General features: G+C 42.6%; 20 protein-coding genes and 1 riboswitch. Of the genes, 12 read left to right on the top strand and 8 right to left on the bottom strand.

Features of this window, described 5'->3' with window-relative positions:
* Positions 1–89 precede the first annotated feature (89 nt).
* A riboswitch (FMN riboswitch) is annotated at positions 90–242 on the top strand.
* Between the two features lie 119 nt (positions 243–361).
* Positions 362–850, top strand: a complete 489-nt coding sequence (locus VJY63_RS08020) for a 6,7-dimethyl-8-ribityllumazine synthase (protein WP_324049746.1) — start codon at positions 362–364, stop codon at positions 848–850.
* 237 nt (positions 851–1,087) lie between these two features.
* On the opposite strand, the gene VJY63_RS11875 is transcribed toward VJY63_RS08020, so the two are convergent.
* Complete coding sequence (locus VJY63_RS11875; RefSeq protein ID WP_414674835.1) at positions 1,088–1,243, bottom strand: DNA methyltransferase; 156 nt, start codon at positions 1,241–1,243, stop codon at positions 1,088–1,090.
* Positions 1,244–1,365: 122 nt separating this feature from the next.
* Here VJY63_RS11875 and VJY63_RS08025 point away from each other — a divergent pair, with 122 nt between their 5' ends.
* Both VJY63_RS08025 and VJY63_RS08030 read left to right on the top strand, forming a co-directional pair.
* A complete protein-coding gene (locus VJY63_RS08025) occupies positions 1,366–2,349 on the top strand; it encodes a DUF1852 domain-containing protein (RefSeq protein WP_324049748.1) in 984 nt (327 codons plus the stop codon).
* A gap of 42 nt (positions 2,350–2,391) precedes the next feature.
* Complete coding sequence (locus VJY63_RS08030; RefSeq protein ID WP_324049750.1) at positions 2,392–3,420, top strand: methionine synthase; 1,029 nt, start codon at positions 2,392–2,394, stop codon at positions 3,418–3,420.
* A 54-nt stretch (positions 3,421–3,474) separates the two neighbouring features.
* Here VJY63_RS08030 and VJY63_RS08035 read toward each other — a convergent pair whose 3' ends face one another.
* The 5 genes from VJY63_RS08035 to ettA all read right to left on the bottom strand — a co-directional run bounded on the left by VJY63_RS08035 (position 3,475) and on the right by ettA (position 7,783).
* Positions 3,475–4,122 carry a hypothetical protein gene (locus VJY63_RS08035; protein ID WP_324049752.1) on the bottom strand — a complete coding sequence of 216 codons (648 nt, stop codon included), beginning with the start codon at positions 4,120–4,122 and terminating at the stop codon, positions 3,475–3,477.
* Positions 4,123–4,354: 232 nt separating this feature from the next.
* On the bottom strand, positions 4,355–4,486 hold the full coding sequence (locus tag VJY63_RS08040; RefSeq protein ID WP_324049754.1) for a hypothetical protein: 132 nt from the start codon (positions 4,484–4,486) through the stop codon (positions 4,355–4,357).
* Positions 4,487–4,575: 89 nt separating this feature from the next.
* Positions 4,576–5,424, bottom strand: a complete 849-nt coding sequence (gene trxA, locus VJY63_RS08045) for a thioredoxin (protein WP_324049755.1) — start codon at positions 5,422–5,424, stop codon at positions 4,576–4,578.
* Positions 5,425–5,469: 45 nt separating this feature from the next.
* A complete protein-coding gene (locus VJY63_RS08050; protein ID WP_324049757.1) occupies positions 5,470–5,988 on the bottom strand; it encodes a hypothetical protein in 519 nt (172 codons plus the stop codon).
* Positions 5,989–6,121: 133 nt separating this feature from the next.
* Positions 6,122–7,783 (bottom strand): energy-dependent translational throttle protein EttA, encoded by a 1,662-nt coding sequence (ettA, locus tag VJY63_RS08055; RefSeq protein ID WP_324049758.1) that lies wholly within the window; start codon positions 7,781–7,783, stop codon positions 6,122–6,124.
* Positions 7,784–7,985: 202 nt separating this feature from the next.
* Here ettA and glyA point away from each other — a divergent pair, with 202 nt between their 5' ends.
* The 8 genes from glyA (at position 7,986) to VJY63_RS08095 (ending at position 15,512) form a co-directional block, all read left to right on the top strand.
* Entirely contained in the window at positions 7,986–9,245 is a 1,260-nt protein-coding gene (glyA, locus tag VJY63_RS08060) for a serine hydroxymethyltransferase (protein ID WP_324049760.1), read from the top strand.
* A 180-nt stretch (positions 9,246–9,425) separates the two neighbouring features.
* The gene (nrdR, locus tag VJY63_RS08065; protein WP_324049762.1) at positions 9,426–9,902 is read left to right on the top strand and encodes a transcriptional regulator NrdR; all 477 of its coding nucleotides are present in this window, start codon (positions 9,426–9,428) and stop codon (positions 9,900–9,902) included.
* Positions 9,903–9,938: 36 nt separating this feature from the next.
* A complete protein-coding gene (gene ribD, locus VJY63_RS08070) occupies positions 9,939–11,111 on the top strand; it encodes a bifunctional diaminohydroxyphosphoribosylaminopyrimidine deaminase/5-amino-6-(5-phosphoribosylamino)uracil reductase RibD (protein WP_324049764.1) in 1,173 nt (390 codons plus the stop codon).
* A gap of 12 nt (positions 11,112–11,123) precedes the next feature.
* Positions 11,124–12,242: a bifunctional 3,4-dihydroxy-2-butanone-4-phosphate synthase/GTP cyclohydrolase II gene (gene ribBA, locus VJY63_RS08075; protein WP_324049767.1), complete on the top strand. Its 1,119-nt coding sequence runs from the start codon at positions 11,124–11,126 to the stop codon at positions 12,240–12,242.
* 36 nt (positions 12,243–12,278) lie between these two features.
* Positions 12,279–12,758, top strand: a complete 480-nt coding sequence (ribE, locus tag VJY63_RS08080; RefSeq protein WP_324049769.1) for a 6,7-dimethyl-8-ribityllumazine synthase — start codon at positions 12,279–12,281, stop codon at positions 12,756–12,758.
* 1 nt (position 12,759) lies between these two features.
* A complete protein-coding gene (nusB, locus tag VJY63_RS08085) occupies positions 12,760–13,278 on the top strand; it encodes a transcription antitermination factor NusB (RefSeq protein ID WP_324049771.1) in 519 nt (172 codons plus the stop codon).
* 4 nt (positions 13,279–13,282) lie between these two features.
* Positions 13,283–14,236, top strand: coding sequence for a thiamine-phosphate kinase (thiL, locus tag VJY63_RS08090; protein ID WP_324049773.1), 954 nt, complete (start codon positions 13,283–13,285; stop codon positions 14,234–14,236).
* Between the two features lie 31 nt (positions 14,237–14,267).
* Positions 14,268–15,512 (top strand): DUF945 family protein, encoded by a 1,245-nt coding sequence (locus VJY63_RS08095; protein WP_324049775.1) that lies wholly within the window; start codon positions 14,268–14,270, stop codon positions 15,510–15,512.
* A gap of 74 nt (positions 15,513–15,586) precedes the next feature.
* Here the strand turns inward: VJY63_RS08095 and VJY63_RS08100 are convergent, their stop codons facing one another.
* Together VJY63_RS08100 and VJY63_RS08105 are read right to left on the bottom strand one after the other, a co-directional pair.
* Positions 15,587–15,805, bottom strand: a complete 219-nt coding sequence (locus VJY63_RS08100; RefSeq protein WP_324049777.1) for a PA3496 family putative envelope integrity protein — start codon at positions 15,803–15,805, stop codon at positions 15,587–15,589.
* Positions 15,806–15,895: 90 nt separating this feature from the next.
* Positions 15,896–16,321 carry a PAS domain-containing protein gene (locus VJY63_RS08105; protein ID WP_324049779.1) on the bottom strand — a complete coding sequence of 142 codons (426 nt, stop codon included), beginning with the start codon at positions 16,319–16,321 and terminating at the stop codon, positions 15,896–15,898.
* Between VJY63_RS08105 and VJY63_RS08110 the strand changes: the two genes are divergently transcribed.
* Positions 16,310–17,167 (top strand): transposase (locus tag VJY63_RS08110; RefSeq protein WP_324049781.1); only part of this gene is annotated, 858 nt, incomplete at its 3' end. The genes VJY63_RS08105 and VJY63_RS08110 overlap by 12 nt on opposite strands.

Raw genomic sequence — 17,167 nt, forward strand, 5'->3', positions numbered from 1 at the left:
ACTAATTTTTTAGACTAGCTTTAAGGGTGAGAGCATTCTTTGACACACCTAAAGCAAAAAAGTATATTTACATCCATCGGATTATTTCGATTCGTTCTCGGGGCGGGGTGAAATTCCCCACCGGCGGTAAGGAGATTTATTTCTAAGCCCGCGAGCGCCTAATGGAAATCTTTCTTTTAGGGTCAGCAGATCTGGTGTGACTCCAGAGCCGACGGTTACAGTCCGGATGATAGAGAGCGTGTCAGACAAGACCTCACTGCGCCGTTATACTTGTTATAACGGTAACAAAAGGTATGCCATATTTTTATGGTGTATTTGCCTGTACGTTCGCCCTGATTCACCTTTAATTTAGGAATTTACAATGAATCAGTGCTCAACGAATGTTATTGATTTCACACCAGCAACAAAACGTATTGCCTTTTTATACGCTTCTTGGCATGAAGCGATTGTATTAAATTCTCTAGAAGGCTTTAGAACTGAATTAGTTGCTCGCGGTTACGATGCATCATTGATTGATGTTATTGCAGTACCCGGTGCATACGAAATTCCACTACAAGCCAAACTGCTAGCAAAAAGTGGATACTACTCTGCCATTGCTGCCAGCGGGTTAGTAGTTGATGGCGGAATTTATCGCCATGACTTTGTTGCACAAACCGTTTGTAATGCTTTAATGCAAGTTCAGCTAGAAACTGAAATCCCTGTATTAACAGCCGTTCTAACGCCCCATCATTTCCACGAACATGATGAGCATAAAGCTTACTTTAGCCGCCATTTTTTGATAAAAGGAAAAGAGCTAGCGAATGCTTGTGATGCAGCCATTCAGCTGACAGAGAAAGTAAAACAGCGCTAAAAAAATAGTTAAAGTTGCTTTTATAGGCAAAAAAAAGCCTGAACTTAGTTCAGGCTAATAAAGCAAAAAGCTATCAAGTTTAGTAAACAAATAGTACATGATACCAGCCAACAACCATCGATCAGATATCAAAAGGACATCTACCTGTAACTCAGGTTATTAAATTAAGCTTCAGCCAGATGAAACTCTAGGTACTATAATATAGCTTTAGAACCAAGAATAGGTTTAATCCATTGCTCAAGGCTCACCTTTGACATTTGGATAATCAAAAATATATTTTTCTTCTTTACAAAAATGGGCGAAACCAACTATTACACAATGCACAGCAGCTTTGCCTGCGGCATCGTTGTCCCAAGCAAAGGTTCTGTGAGCAAAGTTGATATAAACACCTATATCTAAAAAGTATGAATATTTTTCATGTTATTGTTGAAATAACATCGCTTTTGTTCATGTTCTGATCCACGTATAAATGTATCCATTCTCAGCAATCAACACGAATTGGATACCAGAAGATCATGACTAACAATTTTGTATTTGCTTTAAATAGCATTAATTTTGATGAAAATTATCACCCCTTAAACACGACACGAGCGACAACCAACTTCGCTAACTTAGCCAGAGGCGAGAGCCGCCAACAAAATTTGCGCAATACGTTAGCCATGATTAACAACCGATTTAACGCCCTAGCTCATTGGGATAACCCCAAGGCTGATCGTTATTCTGTTGAGCTGGAAATTGTTTCTGTTGAGATGAAAATAGATCATCAAGGTAAGGAAGATAGCTTTCCTGCCATTGAACTACTAAAAACCATTATTGTTGATCACCACACCAACCAACGCACCGAAGGCTTGGTCGGTAATAATTTTTCTTCTTATGTGCGCGATTATGATTTTAGCGTTTTGCTCTTAGATCATAATAAAGATCAACCCCAGTTCAGCATTCCCAATGATTTTGGTGATTTGCATGGCAAGCTTTTCAAAAGCTTTATTAATTCAGCTACTTACCAAGAAAACTTCACTAAGTTGCCAGTGATTTGCCTTAGTGTTTCAGATAACAAGATTTACCATAGAACTGAAAATCAGCATCCGGTACTCGGTGTTGAATACTTGCCCAATGAGTCCTCTTTAACCGAACAATATTTCAAAAAAATGGGTTTAGCCGTTCGTTACTTCATGCCACCCAATAGCACAGCGCCGCTAGCTTTCTACTTTTTTGGTGACCTGCTGAAAGATTACACAGACCTAGAGCTAATCAGTACGATTAGCACTATGGAGTCTTTCCAAAAGATTTACCGCCCAGAAATTTATAATGCTAATGCTACGGCAGGTAAATGCTACCAACCTAATTTAAAGAACCTAGACCATTCATTAACACGCATTGTTTATGATCGAGAAGAACGCAACCAGTTAGCGATTGAGCAAGGCAAGTTTACTGAAGAATATTTCATCAAGCCTTATCAAACCCTACTTGAGCAATGGTCTGCTAATTACGCTGCTTGAATTTAACTTTATAACTTACACACATTTAATACGGAATCCATTATGAGCATTTTACTACCCACCTCCACCGCAGGCAGCTTACCTAAACCTTCTTGGCTGGCAGAGCCTGAAACCATTTGGTCAGCTTGGCGATTAGAAGGTGATGCATTAATTGAAGGTAAACAAGATGCTTTGTTGGTGTGGTTGCAAGAGCAGCAGCAAGCAGGCATAGATATTGTTAGTGATGGCGAGCAAACCCGCCAACACTTTGTAACTACCTTTATTGAACACCTAGATGGCGTTGATTTTGAGAAGCGTGAAACGGTTAGAATTCGTAACCGCTACGATGCCAGCGTGCCAACCGTAGTGGGTGCGGTCAGTCGCCAAAAATCAGTATTTGTTGAAGATGCCAAGTTTTTACGCAAGCACACCAAGCAACCGATTAAATGGGCGCTACCTGGCCCTATGACCATGATTGATACGCTTTACGATGCCCATTATAAAAGCCGTGAAAAGCTAGCTTGGGAATTTGCCACAATACTGAATCAAGAAGCCCGTGAGCTAGAAGCCGCAGGCGTGGATATTATCCAATTTGATGAACCTTCATTTAACGTATTTTTTGATGAAGTCAATGACTGGGGCATTGCTGCGTTAGAAAGAGCCGTAGAAGGCCTGAAATGTGAAACAGCCGTACACATTTGCTATGGCTATGGCATTAAAGCCAATACCGATTGGAAGAAAACTTTGGGTTCTGAATGGCGTCAGTACGAAGAAGTCTTTCCTAAGCTGCAACAGTCTAGCCTTGATATTATCTCACTCGAATGCCAAAACTCGCACGTACCGATGGATTTAATTGAATTAATTCGTGGCAAAAAGGTCATGATTGGCGCTATAGATGTGGCCACTAATACTATAGAAACACCCGAAGAAGTTGCCGCTACGCTGCGTAAAGCACTGCAATTTGTCGATGCCGACAAGCTCTATCCTTCAACCAACTGCGGCATGGCACCTTTAGCCCGTGAAGTTGCCAAGGGTAAGCTAAAGGCTTTAAGTGCTGGTGCTGAAATTATTCGACAAGCACTTAAAGCCTAAAGCTTTTTTATAGCTTTTCTTCTATAAACCGCTACTTAGATAGCGGTTTTTTATCTATTCGTATTTTAGTGTTCCGTTCAGGAAGAGCGTGCTGTTGTTGTTTTTATTGTTAGTGCGAATCGAGCAGGCATGGTCATGCATTTCTTGTAGCCTCACTTCTTTAAATGTAAAAGTTTTTGCTAGTGTATCAATACTAATGCCGTGCTTTTCTACGCTAGCATTTAGATCTGATGTTTTAAAACATAGCTTATTGCCCTGATACTTACTTGTGTCGGTATTAAAAACATAATCTATTTGTAATTCACCATCGGTTGAAAGCAGGCTGTTGGCCGCTTTATTATTTGGTCTAAGTATTCTAATTTCCTTCTTCTGACCATTTTCTACATTAACGCTATCAGTAAAAGTAATAGCGTCATCTTCTTTAGAAAATAAGGGCGTATCAGCACAAAACTCTTTTCCAGTTAAATTGGTGACTGAAAAGTGATGGCCTAAAGCAAGGCAGCCAATTTTTCCATTATTGGGCGTTGTGACTGTGTCTTTAGGGTTAGTGTCGGGTGTAGGGCTAGGTGTTGATGTGTCTTTAATGTTTGAGTCTGGTGTAGAGCCGCTTGATTTAGAGCCACTTGATGAGGAATCAGAGCATCCTGATAGGGCGAAGAAGAGTAGGAATAAAATTAAAAATAAGCGTGTCGTGTTTTTCATAGTTAAGTTATCTCAGTTTTAGTTTCTTGGGTTCAGCTTGTAAGTACTTTTTCTCAAGTGCTTTTTTCCAAGTATAAAACTAGGCAAAAAAAACTACCTACCCCTAAACAGGGGGGTGGAGTTAAGTAGCTGGCTTTTGGAGAGGTTTTGGCAAGGGCTTTGAAAATTCAGAAAAAAAGACAAAAAAAAGCCTGAACTCAGTTCAGGCTAATAAAGCAAAAAGCTATCAAGTTTAGTAAACAAAGAGTACATGATACCAGCCAACAACGGCGGTTAATGTTGGCATGGCTAACAATACAAGTAAACCAATAGGAATCCAAACTAGACCAGTACTATCTTGAAAGTTTTCAGTGGATCCTGACATAACTAATACCTCTTAAAGTGTTTGAAAATTGACTTTAATCAAATTTCATTCATTCTAAAACTTATTAATGTAATTGTCACGACTGAATATTAGTACATTAAGGTATAGAGTTTACGGCGTGCTTTCACTACCAGTGGATTACCTTCACCTAACATCGCAAACACTTCAAGCAGCGTTTTATGCGCCACACCTTCTTGGTGGTTACGATCGTCACGCAACAGTTTTAACAGCCGTTCTAAAGCTTGTTCATGCTCGCCTTGTAGCAAGGCCGACATGGCTTTTAAATAGTTAGCTTCACTGTCTTCACGATCACCCAGCGCGATAAGCTGTTCTGCTGAAGGGGCAACTTCACTAAACTTTAACCCTGCCATTAAGCCTTTAACATCGGGTCTGGCTTTGTCGGTTTCGGGTAAGTTTTCAAGCACTAGTTTGGCATCAGTGGCTAGGTTTTTTTGTAACAAGACGCGTGCCAAGTCAATTTGTAGTTCAATATCTTCTGGCCAGTGGCTAATCGCCTGTTGCAATAGGTTTTGCGCTTGGTCTAAGTCGCCGCCGCTAATCAAAAGCTTAACTTGTTCTTTAAGCGCATCTATAGGATTGGTTAAGTGCTGTTTTAAGAAGGCGCGAATTTCACTTTCAGGTTTCATGCCATCAAACTTGTCTAATAACTGCCCTTCACCCACAAACATAACCGTGGGTACGCTTTTAACTTGAAACTGTTGCGCGAGTTCTGGTTGTTCTTCAATATTGATTTTAGCCAAAACAAATTGGCCTTGGTATTCATGGGCTAGTTTTTCTAAAATAGGCATGAGCACTTTGCAGGGCGCACACCAGCTGGCCCAAAAATTAACCAATACTGGCTGCTGCATTGAGCCATCCAGAATGACTTGCTTAAAGTTTTCTAGGGTTACATCAATAATATATGAGGCATTATTCATAAAATTTGCTCCAGCCAATAAGGGGTTATAGCCATTTAAGTCGGACTAACGCCGCTTCCAAGGTTGTGCATTAAATTCCTTGGGTGGTGGTTGGTTAGAGTTAACCGCAGCATTGTCACGAATATCGCGGAAATCTTTACCAAACGTTGCAGCAGGGCGTGGCCCTGACTCTTTTTGCGGTGTTGCTGGGCTATTTTTTTCTTCGCTTCGCTTAGCTGCAGCGATAGCGTTATTGGCACTGTCGGCAGTAATTCGTTTAGCAAGGGAGTAGCCTTGGTTTATGAGCTTGTCACAAATCCATTGTTGGCCTTGCATTCCTGCCCACAAGGGTAAGACAGCAAAACCTGCTAAGGCACTGAGTGACAGCAGCGGAAATTTAAGAATGACCCCTGTAGCAATACCCCCGCCCATTAGTGCAAAACCAAAAAAAAGTAAAAAAGCTTTGCCCCAAAGGTTGTTGGCTGCTGCCCAAAGAAAGCTAGTAATAAAAGCGCTAATACTGAAGCCCATAGGCACAGCTTGATAGCCTTTAATTTTATGATGGTAAACTCGAAAAACCTGCATCCTTTGCCTTTACGCTCTAATGGTTATTAAGCAATTATTGATAATTGCAACTTGACTGCTGCTTGTTGACTGAACTTATCATTTGTTATCTGCACGCTCCCTGTGCTGATTTTAATGCATTAAGTTCAGTGTTTTAAGCATCAATACGCTTGTACTTCATTCGCTTAGGTGTGTCGTTGCCCACGCGCTTTTTATGATCGGCTTCATATTCTTGATAATTACCTTCAAAGAATACAACTTTTGAGTCACCTTCAAAAGCCATAATGTGCGTGGCGATACGATCTAAGAACCAGCGGTCATGCGAAATAACTAGTGCACAACCTGGGAAGGCAAGTAGTGCTTCTTCTAAGGCACGTAGTGTTTCAATGTCTAGGTCGTTAGAAGGTTCATCTAACAGCAACACGTTAGCACCTTGTTTTAAGGTTAATGCTAGGTGTAATCGACCGCGCTCACCACCAGACAAATCGCCAACACGTTTTTGTTGATCGTTACCTTTAAAGTTAAAGCGACCTACATAAGCGCGTGAAGGCGTTTCAACCGTGCCAACTTTAAGTATATCAGAACCACCTGAAACAGCTTCCCAAACCGTTTTATCATCTTCCAAGCCTTCACGCGATTGGTCTACGGTGGCAATTTGTACTGTTTCACCAATGACTACTGCGCCGGTGTCTGGTTGTTCTTTGTTGCTGATAAGTTTGAATAAAGTGGATTTACCCGCACCGTTACCACCCACAACACCTACAATTGCGCCTTTGGGAATAACAAAATCAAGGTTCTCAAATAATACTTTATCGCCAAAACTTTTACTAACTTGACTGAATTCAATGACCTTGTCGCCTAAGCGTGGGCCGGGTGGAATATAAATTTCGTTAGTTTCATTACGCTTTTGGAATTCTTGGCTAGACAGCTCTTCAAATTGTTTTAAACGTGCTTTAGATTTAGATTGACGGCCTTTAGCGCCTTGGCGAACCCATTCTAATTCTTGCTGCACCGCTTTTTGGTGTGAGCTTTCTTGTTTAGATTCTTGTTCTAAACGGGTATTTTTAGCATCGAGCCAGCCAGAATAATTGCCCTCAAAAGGAATGCCCATGCCACGGTCTAGCTCAAGTATCCAGCCAGCTACGTTATCTAAGAAGTAACGGTCGTGCGTAATAGCAACGACGGTGCCAGGGTAATCGTGTAAAAAGCGTTCTAACCAAGCAACTGATTCAGCATCCAAGTGGTTAGTTGGCTCATCTAATAGCAGCATATCTGGATTGGCTAACAGTAAGCGACAAAGTGCAACGCGGCGCTTTTCACCCCCTGACAAATTGCTAACCATTGCATCCCAATCAGGAAGGCGTAACGCCTCAGCAGCGACTTCTAGTTTGCGTTCAAGGTTGTGTGCATCAGCGGCTTGAATAATGTTTTCTAAGCGGCCTTGCTCGGCTGCTAGTGCGTCAAAATCAGCATCAGGTTCAGCATAGGCGGCATAAACAGCCTCAAGTTTAACTTGTGCCTCTTTAACAACGGATAACGATTCTTCCACAACTTCACGCACCGTTTTAGTTGCGTCTAGTTCTGGTTCTTGCGGAAGGTAGCCGATATTAATACCCGGCATCGGGTGTGCTTCACCGTTAATTTCGGTATCAACGCCTGCCATAATGCGTAGTAGCGTTGATTTACCAGAACCGTTTAAGCCAAGCACACCAATTTTAGCGCCAGGGAAAAAAGATAAAGAAATGTTTTTTAGAATTTCGCGCTTGGGGGGAACAATTTTGCCGACCCGATGCATACTGTAAACGTATTGTGCCATGGCAGAAGAAGGACTCCATAAGTGATTGGAAAGCTTTGAAATTATCTTGTTATGATAAAAGTAGCAACCTTGGAAAGCCAGCTTGAATAAAACACCTTATGGGCAGTGAATTTTTTCATGTGAAGAGATTTGCTTACTAAGGTAGAATAGCGAACTTAAATTTTGCTTTTTTTAATCCCTTTTAAACTTTGCCGGGGTAACTATGTTTAGCCGAAAAACCAAACTTGCTCAATTTGATGCTGATATCTGGGCTGCTATGCAAGCTGAAGATCAGCGCCAAGAAGACCACATTGAACTGATTGCTTCTGAAAACTATGCCAGCCCAGCAGTAATTGAGGCGCAAGGTTCTCAGCTAACTAATAAGTACGCTGAAGGTTATCCAGGTAAGCGTTACTATGGTGGTTGTGAACACGTTGATATTATTGAGCAGCTTGCTATTGATCGCGCTTGCGAACTTTTTGGTGCTACTTATGCTAACGTGCAGCCTCACTCTGGTTCACAAGCTAACGCAGCCGTATTTTTAGCTTTAGTAGAGCCTGGTGCTACTGTTTTAGGCATGAGTTTAGCAGAAGGCGGTCACTTAACGCACGGTGCTAAACCCAGCTTTTCAGGCAAGCTTTACAATGCTATCCAATATGGTCTTAACCCTGAAACAGGCGAAATTGACTATGCTGAAGTTGAGCGTTTAGCCATAGAACACAAGCCTGCGATGATTATTGCGGGTTTTTCTGCCTACTCAAAAATCATTGATTGGGCGAAGTTCCGTGAAATTGCTGACAAAATTGGTGCTTACCTGTTTGTTGATATGGCACACGTTGCTGGTCTAGTAGCTGCGGGCGTTTATCCTAATCCGATGAAGCACGCCCACGTTGTAACAACAACTACCCACAAAACTTTGCGCGGCCCACGCGGTGGCTTAATTCTTTCTGCTTGTGGCGATGAAACTATTTATAAAAAGCTAAACTCGGCTGTTTTTCCTGGTGGTCAGGGCGGTCCTTTAATGCACGTTATTGCTGCTAAAGCGGTGTGCTTTAAAGAAGCGATGTCACCTGAATTCAAAGCCTATCAAGCGCAAGTTGTTAAAAATGCTCAAGCAATGGCTAAAGTGGTTATGGATCGTGGCTATGATGTTGTTTCTAACGGCACAGAAGATCACTTGATTCTGATTAGCCTAATTAGCAAAGGTTTGACGGGTAAAGATGCGGATGCTGCTCTTGGTTTAGCTAACATTACAGTGAATAAAAACGCTGTACCTAAAGACCCACAAAGCCCTTTTGTGACTTCAGGTTTACGCGTTGGTACACCTGCAGTAACCACGCGTGGTTTTAAAGAAGCTGAGTGCATTGAGCTTGCAGGCTGGATTTGCGATATTCTGGATGATCTCAACAACCCACAAATCATTGCTGATGTTAAACAAAAAGCCATCGCACTTTGTGCGCGTTTTCCTGTTTATCAAGACTAAAATTTAGGTTTGATTTCTAAATTTAAGTGCTAAAAAACCGGAGCAAAAATTTTGCTCCGGTTTTTTAATTTTTGTCTTGTTAAAATTATGTTGCAAATAGTATAGATGTTAGCGCCCTAGTGTTTTTGCAGGTAGAATGGCTAACTATTCGCCAAAAAAACACTAGGTTCGATTGCAATTATGCATTGTCCATTTTGTAGCGCTCAAGAAACAAAAGTAAACGACTCGCGGCTGGTTGCTAATGGCGATCAAGTTCGGCGGCGGCGTGAATGCTTAACCTGTGGTGAGCGTTTTACTACTTATGAAACGGTTGAGCTGGTGATGCCTCGCGTGGTTAAGCGCGATGGATCGCGTGAAGTCTTTGAAGATAATAAGTTACGCGCTGGCTTGCAACGCGCTTTGCAAAAACGCCCCGTTGATACCGAAGCCCTTGAAGCTGCGTTAGCCAGTATTCGGCAACAATGCCGCGCCAGTGGTGAAAGGGAAGTACCTTCTTTGCGGATTGGTGAGCTGGTTATGCAACAGCTAAAGCAATTAGATCAAGTCGCTTATATACGTTTTGCTTCTGTTTACCGTCAATTTAAAGACCTAGAAGAGTTTCGCGCTGAGATAGACCAGCTAGCTGCTGATCCAGCCGTACCAACTCAATTAACCTGATTTAACTAATTTATAGGCTTTACCTAGGAGTTGTTCTTGGTTCTTCCTGCCGCTTCAAATCCTGTTTATTCAAACCTTGCCGACCCAAGCCTTACAGCACAACACATGGCACGGGCTATTCAACTGGCACGTCAAGGTTGGTATACCACACGTACTAATCCGCGTGTTGGTTGTGTGTTGGTGCGTGATGGTGTGCGAGTGGGCGAAGGTGCGCATTTAAAATCCGGTGAGGCTCATGCTGAAGTTCATGCTTTAAACCAAGCCGGTGAACGTGCAAAAGGCGCTGATGCGTATGTTACGTTAGAGCCTTGTAGCCACCAAGGTCGCACACCGCCTTGTGCTGATGCGCTGATTAAAGCAGGCATTAAACGGGTATTTATTGCCCAGCTTGATGCAAATCCTCTGGTCGCAGGCCGTGGTGTTAAGAAATTACAAGCAGCAGGCATTGAAGTGATTCAGGGTTTGTTAGAAGCCGATGCCAAAGCACTTAACTTAGGTTTTATGCAGCGTATGTTGACGGGTATGCCGCGTGTTACTGCCAAGTTGGCCATGAGTATTGATGGTCGTACGGCGATGGCTTCAGGTGAATCTCAGTGGATTACCGGCCCAGAAGCGCGTGCCGATGTACAAAAACTGCGGGCTGCTAGTTGTGCGATTATTACCGGCGTTGATTCTGTTTTAATGGACAACAGCCGCTTAACGGTGCGCGATGTTGAACTTACTAGCCTCTATGGTTTTCAACAGCCGTTGCGTGTTGTCACCGACTCGTGTTTAAGAATAGCTTTAACAAAAACTATTGTGCAGCAACAAGATTTACAGCAAGCAGGGCAAACGGTCATTGCGACCAGCCAAGCGGCTGTTACGGCTAATCCTAAAAAAGTGCAGGCATTACAAGCCCTTGGTGTTGAATTATTGATTGTTCCCTTAGATGGACGCTATTTGGATTTAACGCAGCTGCTAAAAAAACTGGCTGAAAAGGGCTGCAACGAAGTGATGTTGGAAGCAGGCGCTAACCTGTGTGGTGCTTTTATTCAGGCGGGTTTAGTGCAATCGCTGCACCTTTATATGGCACCTTTATTATTGGGTGATGCCGCTAAAGGCTTGTTGCATCTGTCTGGTTTAACCCAGTTAGCCGCAGCACCCAAACTAGACATTTGTGATTTACGCGCAGTCGGTAAAGATTGGCGTTTTATACTTGAGCTACGATGAGCAGAGGATAGTATGACCTTAAATAGCATTGAAGAACTTATTGAAGATATACGTCAGGGTAAAATGGTTATTCTTATGGATGATGAAGACCGTGAAAACGAAGGCGATTTAATCATTGCTGCAGAAAAAGTTCGCCCTGAAGACATTAACTTTATGGCGCGTCATGCGTGCGGTTTAATTTGTTTAACCCTGACTTCAGACCGTTGCGAGCAACTTGATTTACCGCTTATGGTCGATAAAAATGGTGCTCAATTTTCAACCAACTTTACGCTATCTATTGAAGCAACCGACGGCGTAACCACGGGCATTTCTGCAGCAGATCGTGCACATACCGTTCAAACTGCTGTAGCGCGTAATGCTAAATCGACCGACATTGTTCAGCCAGGGCATATTTTTCCGTTACGTGCGTTAAGCGGTGGTGTGTTGCAGCGTGCTGGACATACCGAAGCCGGCTGTGATCTGGCTTGGTTAGCCGGTTGTGAACCTGCTTCAGTCATTGTTGAGATTATGAATGAAGACGGCACTATGGCACGTCGTCCTGATTTAGAAGAATTTGCCAAAAAGCACCAGCTTAAAATTGGCACGATTGCCGATCTAATTCATTACCGTGTTGTTAACGAAGCAACGGTACGCAAAGGCGATAGTTATCAGCTAAAAACCGAGCAAGGTGAGTTTACTGCTATTTCTTTTCACGATGATGTGCAAGGCGGTACGCATTTAGCTTTAGTCATGGGTAAGCCTAAAAAAGACGTGCCAACACTGGTTCGTGTACACCAAGCCGATACTTTCCGCGATTTATTTGGTGCGCGTGTTGAAGATAAAGCCAGTTGGAGTTTACGCAAGTCGATGCAGCAAATTGCCGATGCCGGTGAAGGTGTGGTGGTTTTTTTAGACAATAGTCCAGCTCAACCTAATTTAGACATTCAGCTGCGCCACTTTCTTGGTTTGGAGCGTGAAGTGCGTAGTAATGCTACGGATGGTTCAGGCACTTATTTGACCATAGGCACTGGCGCACAAATTTTACGTGAAGTGGGTGTGGGTAAAATGCGCCTACTGTCTTCACCTTTGAAATTTGGTGCTTTATCTGGCTTTGATTTAGAAATAGTAGAAACGCTGAGTGCCGAAGATTAAAACTCATTCATTTAAATCGTTAACGAGACAGAAGATATGCAAGCAATTAAACAAACTGAAGGGCAGCTTTACGCAGCACAAGGCCAATTTGTATTAGTGGTAGGGCGTTTTAACAGTTTTGTGGTTGAAAGCCTTGTGTCGGGTGCTGTGGATACTTTGCGCCGTCACGGTGTGACTGCAGAACAAATTGAAATTGTACGCGCCCCAGGTGCTTGGGAATTACCTTTAGCAGTACAAAAAGTGCTTAAAACGCGTAAGCCTGCTGCGGTTATTGTGCTGGGTGCCGTTATTCGTGGTGGTACGCCGCATTTTGAATACGTGGCTGGCGAATGTAATTCTATGCTGAGCCGTTTAATGCTTGAGCATGAAACACCGATTGCTAACGGTGTTTTAACGGTGAATAGTATTGAACAAGCCATTGAGCGTTCAGGTACTAAAATGGGTAATAAAGGCATTGAAGCAGCCGATGCTGCCTTAGAAATGGTGAATCTGCTGATTACTTTGGAGAAGAACTAAAATGAGTGCTGGTCGATCAAGCAAGTCGGGTAAACCTTCACGTAGCGTAGCACGCAGCGCCGCACGCCAGTTAACCATGCAAGCACTTTATCAGTGGCAAGTGGGCGGCAATGATATGCAGCAGGTGGAATTACACATTCGTGCAGCACAGCCTGATGATAATTTAGAATCTTTTGAAGACATTACCGAAGTTTTAAAGTTAGCTGATTTGGCTTATTTCCACGAAATCACCCAAGCTGTGCCAAAACAGCAGCAAGAACTTGATAGTGGTTTTGCACCCTTTTTAGACCGCCGTGTTGATGAGCTAGATCCGATTGAGCTGGCCATTTTACGCTTGGGCGCTTATGAATTAATGCATCGCCTAGACGTGCCTTACCGCGTGATTATTAACGAAGCGGTTGAGCTAGGTAAGCGCTTTGGTGGTACTGATAGCCATAAATACATTAATGGTATTTTAGATAAATTAGCACAAAGAGTACGCTTGGCTGAAATACAGGCTAGACGCGAAAAACGGACTTAATTCAATGGACGAATTTGCAATCATTAACAGGTATTTTACAGGTCTTGGGCCAAAACTGCCTGAAGTGCTTGAGGTGCAAGGCGATGATTGTGCGCTTTTGCAAATTAAATATGGCGAGTTTTTGGCTTTATCAGTTGATACTTCTGTTGCTGATCGGCATTTTCCTACACAAGCCGACCCTTGGGCAATTGGCTGGCGCTGTTTAGCCGTTGCCTTGTCAGACTTAGCAGCAATGGCAGCGCGGCCAATTGGTTTTACGTTGGCGATTACTTTGCCGGATGCTAACGAAGCTTGGCTAACTGAATTCAGCCGTGGAATGCGTGCTTTAGCCGATGCAACAGCTTGTCCTTTAATTGGTGGTGATACCACGCGTGGGCCATTAAGCATGAGTGTACAGGTACACGGTGCAGTTAAATCACAGCACCATTGGCGGCGTTCAGGTGCTAGGGCTGGTGATAAAATTGTATTACTAGGTCCGCTAGGTTTAGCGCATTTGGGTTTGAAAATGATGCTTAAAAACCCTGCTGCTGCCTTAGATCGTAACAGCTGGAATAGAGCAGAAACAGCTTATATGCTACCACGCCCTTTAGTTGCTGAGGCTTTGCGCCTTTCACAAGGGGTGAATATTAGTGCTGCGATTGATGTGTCGGATGGCTTATTAGCCGACTTACAGCACTTGTTGGCTTCTTCTGCTGTAGGTGCTGAAATTGATTTAAAACGCTTACCCGTTCAGCCAGCGTTAATTAAAGCGTTAGGTGTCGAAGCGGCTTTAAAAGCCAGTCTGCACGGTGGTGATGACTATGCTTTACTGATGACTTTGGCAGAGGATGATTTTGAGCTGGCACGCAGCCTTTGCCCTGATTTAGTGAGTATTGGTCGTTGTGTAGCCGGTGCTGGTATTCGCACTTTGGAAGGCAAGGTACTTGATCCACAAGGTTTTAATCATTTCTCAAAATAAATCACTTTCTAAATTAAAGGACATTGTTTGCATGAAAAAAATACTCATCATTGGTCTTGTAGCGCTTGGCACAGCAGCAGGTGCTAGCATTATGACGGGGCGTGTATTTCAAGAGCAGTTTATTAACCTAGAAGCTGAATTTAGCAAAGATCCACGTTTAGAAGTGCTTGATAACACGATTAACAAAGGGCTGTTTAGTTCGTCAGGCAGCATGACTTTGGCAATGCATTTAGAAGAAAATCAACGTTTAATTATTGAAAGTCCTTGGCAAGCTAGCCATTTTCCAGGCTGGGTTAATTATGCAGGGCAAACGTTGCTGAATTTAGAATTGGGTAGCCAAGAAGTTGTTAATTTATTAGATGAAGTGGGTCTTGATGCGTTGCAGTATGAAGGCACCGCTAATTGGAAAAAAGCAGATTTTCAAATGGCGCTTGAACCTTTTACCTTTAATGATGCTAATGCCCATTTGGAAGTTTCAGGCGTTAACCTAACCGGCACTTATCATTATTCAGGCGAGCAAATGGGCTTGTTGACGGTGACTCATTTGGCTTTTTTAGAGCAAAATGCAGCGCAAACATCGCTAGATTTAAAGGGTTTTAATTTAAGCTGGAACCAAAAAGGCAGTTACCCTTGGGTGCAGGGAACAGCAGATTTAACGGCTGAGCGTATTTATTTTTCTAATGCCCAACAAAATATTGAGTTAACACAGCCAAGCTGGAAGCAATCGTTAGTTTTTAACCAGCAAGCTTTTGATTATTTAGTTTCATTGGATATGGGTAAAGTAACCAGCCAAGGCGATGAATTAGGTATGGGGCGGCTGACTTTAAAAACAGAAAATTTTGATGGCCAAGCAATGGTTGATTTAATTGAAGCCGCAGCAGCGAATCCAAACATTGATCGTCTTGAAGAAAAAGATTTGCTAGTGATGACCAATGCTTTTAATCGTTTACTAAGTGCTTCGCCGGTTGTTGTTTTGCAAGAATTTGATCTTGATTTAAAAGCACCGATTATTTTTGAACAAAAAACAACGGGTAAATTAAGTTTTGATGGCCGCAATTTGCCGACTAGCTATTTGCAACAAATTGAAAGTGGTGGTTTAGATGCTGATGATCCGATTAACCGTACCCGATTAGAACTGAACTTTAGTCAGCTAAATCCTGGTTTGTTAATGATGATTGGTATTCCTACTTCTATGCTTAATACAGATCAAGCTGCCCAACAGCTAGTGTTTGAAAACGGTATGTTAAAGTTAAATGGCAATCATATACCCTTGTAATAAGCTAGTGTTGTAGCAATAAAAAGCCGCTGATAAGCGGCTTTTTATTGGGTAATACTTGGGTGAAAAACACACTAAAAGTCTTCGTCGTCATCAATATCAAAATCATCTTCAATCTGTTTACGTAATCGGCGCTCTTCTAGCATCGCTTCAATCATACGACGTTTATCAATGGGTGAACCGTCACGGTTAGTCATGACTTCTTTCGTATCAATTTCCACCTCAAAATCATCATCAGTGTTAACGGCATCAAACACATCGTCATCATCGAAAGCAGGTTCTTCACGACTCATAAATAAGGCAACTCCAGTAAATTAGTAACGATGGTTGCTATATAGAGCTTTTTTGACGCTGAAACAAGTAATTTTTAGTAAAACCCGTATTTAGCTATTTTTTTCTCTTAATTGCATTAGTTCCGTCACATCTTTTTGTACGCCAATAAAATAAGTGAGTTGATTTTGATCGTCAAAAATAGGTGTAATCGACAACTCATTCCAAAACATAGAGCCATCTTTACGGTAGTTACGAATGATTTCTCGGCAAGGTTCTTTCTTTTTAATGGCTTTACGAACTTTATCTAAAGAAACTTGGTCACGGTCATTACCTTGTAAAAAACGGCAGTCTTGATAAAGCATTTCGTCTGCGGTGTAACCGGTTAAGTTTTCAAAGCCTTTATCAAAATCGCGTAAGACCTCGTACTTTGAGTGCGAGGATGGATAGCGAGGGTTGCGTAAGCAGCCCCTTAATAGGTCGCTAAAGTCTTTGCAGCATAGATTAACACTGGTAGTGTATACAGCATGATAAAACACACCAAGACATTAAAAGTTCGAGTGCGAGATAAGCATAAAACCTTGCTTAACAGCATGGCTAGGAATGTTAATTTCGTTTGGAACTACGTTAATGAATTAAGTCATCGCTTGATTAAAGAGCGTGGTGTGTTTTTGTCTGCCTATGATATGCACCCTTACACCAAAGGTGCTGGTAAAGACCTTGGGTTGCACAGCCAAACCTTGCAGTGCATTGCCGGTGAGTACGTCACAAGGCGTAAGCAGTTTAAAAAAGCCCGATTAAACTGGCGCAAATCAGGCGGTGTACGCCGCTCATTGGGCTGGATTCCCGTTAACACAGCTGCGGCACAGTGGAAGAGTGGTCAAATTTATCATAGCGGTCACTATTTTAAAATTTGGGACAGTTATGGCTTGAGCCAATACAAATTCCGCTCAGGCAGCTTTAATGAAGATGCCCGTGGTCGCTGGTATTTTAATGTGGTGGTGGATGTGCAGGCTGAGATACCAGCAGGCCAAGACCGTATCGGTATTGATTTAGGGCTGACCGATACGGCCACCTGTTCGGACGGCACAAAGCTGGAAGCGGGGCGCTTCTACCGTGGCCTTGAAGAAAAATTAGCCACAGCGCAACGGGCTAGAAACAAAACCCAAGTCAAAACCCTTCACGCAAAAATAGCCAACCGTAGAAAAGACGCACTGCATCAATTTAGTCGTAAGCTGGTTAATCGCTGCGGTGAAATTTATGTGGGTAATGTCAGCAGCTTAAAACTCGTTAAAACCAGAATGGCTAAGTCAGTGCTGGACGCTGGCTGGGGTCAATTAAAAACAATGTTGGACTATAAATGCGCTCACGCAGGCATTGTTTTT

This window comes from Marinospirillum sp. (assembly GCF_035271045.1).
Classification (GTDB): domain Bacteria; phylum Pseudomonadota; class Gammaproteobacteria; order Pseudomonadales; family Halomonadaceae; genus Marinospirillum.

Bases quoted from the DNA above. Each gene is read 5' to 3' on its own strand.
- VJY63_RS08095 (WP_324049775.1), top strand. From the start codon at position 14,268: ATGAAAAAAATACTCATCATTGGTCTTGTAGCGCTTGGCACAGCAGCA.
- VJY63_RS08035 (WP_324049752.1), bottom strand. From the start codon at position 4,122: ATGAAAAACACGACACGCTTATTTTTAATTTTATTCCTACTCTTCTTC.
- ribE (WP_324049769.1), top strand. From the start codon at position 12,279: ATGCAAGCAATTAAACAAACTGAAGGGCAGCTTTACGCAGCACAAGGC.
- VJY63_RS08025 (WP_324049748.1), top strand. From the start codon at position 1,366: ATGACTAACAATTTTGTATTTGCTTTAAATAGCATTAATTTTGATGAA.
- VJY63_RS08020 (WP_324049746.1), top strand. From the start codon at position 362: ATGAATCAGTGCTCAACGAATGTTATTGATTTCACACCAGCAACAAAA.
- VJY63_RS08040 (WP_324049754.1), bottom strand. From the start codon at position 4,486: ATGTCAGGATCCACTGAAAACTTTCAAGATAGTACTGGTCTAGTTTGG.
- glyA (WP_324049760.1), top strand. From the start codon at position 7,986: ATGTTTAGCCGAAAAACCAAACTTGCTCAATTTGATGCTGATATCTGG.
- ribBA (WP_324049767.1), top strand. From the start codon at position 11,124: ATGACCTTAAATAGCATTGAAGAACTTATTGAAGATATACGTCAGGGT.
- ettA (WP_324049758.1), bottom strand. From the start codon at position 7,783: ATGGCACAATACGTTTACAGTATGCATCGGGTCGGCAAAATTGTTCCC.
- VJY63_RS08050 (WP_324049757.1), bottom strand. From the start codon at position 5,988: ATGCAGGTTTTTCGAGTTTACCATCATAAAATTAAAGGCTATCAAGCT.
- trxA (WP_324049755.1), bottom strand. From the start codon at position 5,424: ATGAATAATGCCTCATATATTATTGATGTAACCCTAGAAAACTTTAAG.
- nusB (WP_324049771.1), top strand. From the start codon at position 12,760: ATGAGTGCTGGTCGATCAAGCAAGTCGGGTAAACCTTCACGTAGCGTA.
- VJY63_RS08100 (WP_324049777.1), bottom strand. From the start codon at position 15,805: ATGAGTCGTGAAGAACCTGCTTTCGATGATGACGATGTGTTTGATGCC.
- VJY63_RS08030 (WP_324049750.1), top strand. From the start codon at position 2,392: ATGAGCATTTTACTACCCACCTCCACCGCAGGCAGCTTACCTAAACCT.
- nrdR (WP_324049762.1), top strand. From the start codon at position 9,426: ATGCATTGTCCATTTTGTAGCGCTCAAGAAACAAAAGTAAACGACTCG.
- thiL (WP_324049773.1), top strand. From the start codon at position 13,283: ATGGACGAATTTGCAATCATTAACAGGTATTTTACAGGTCTTGGGCCA.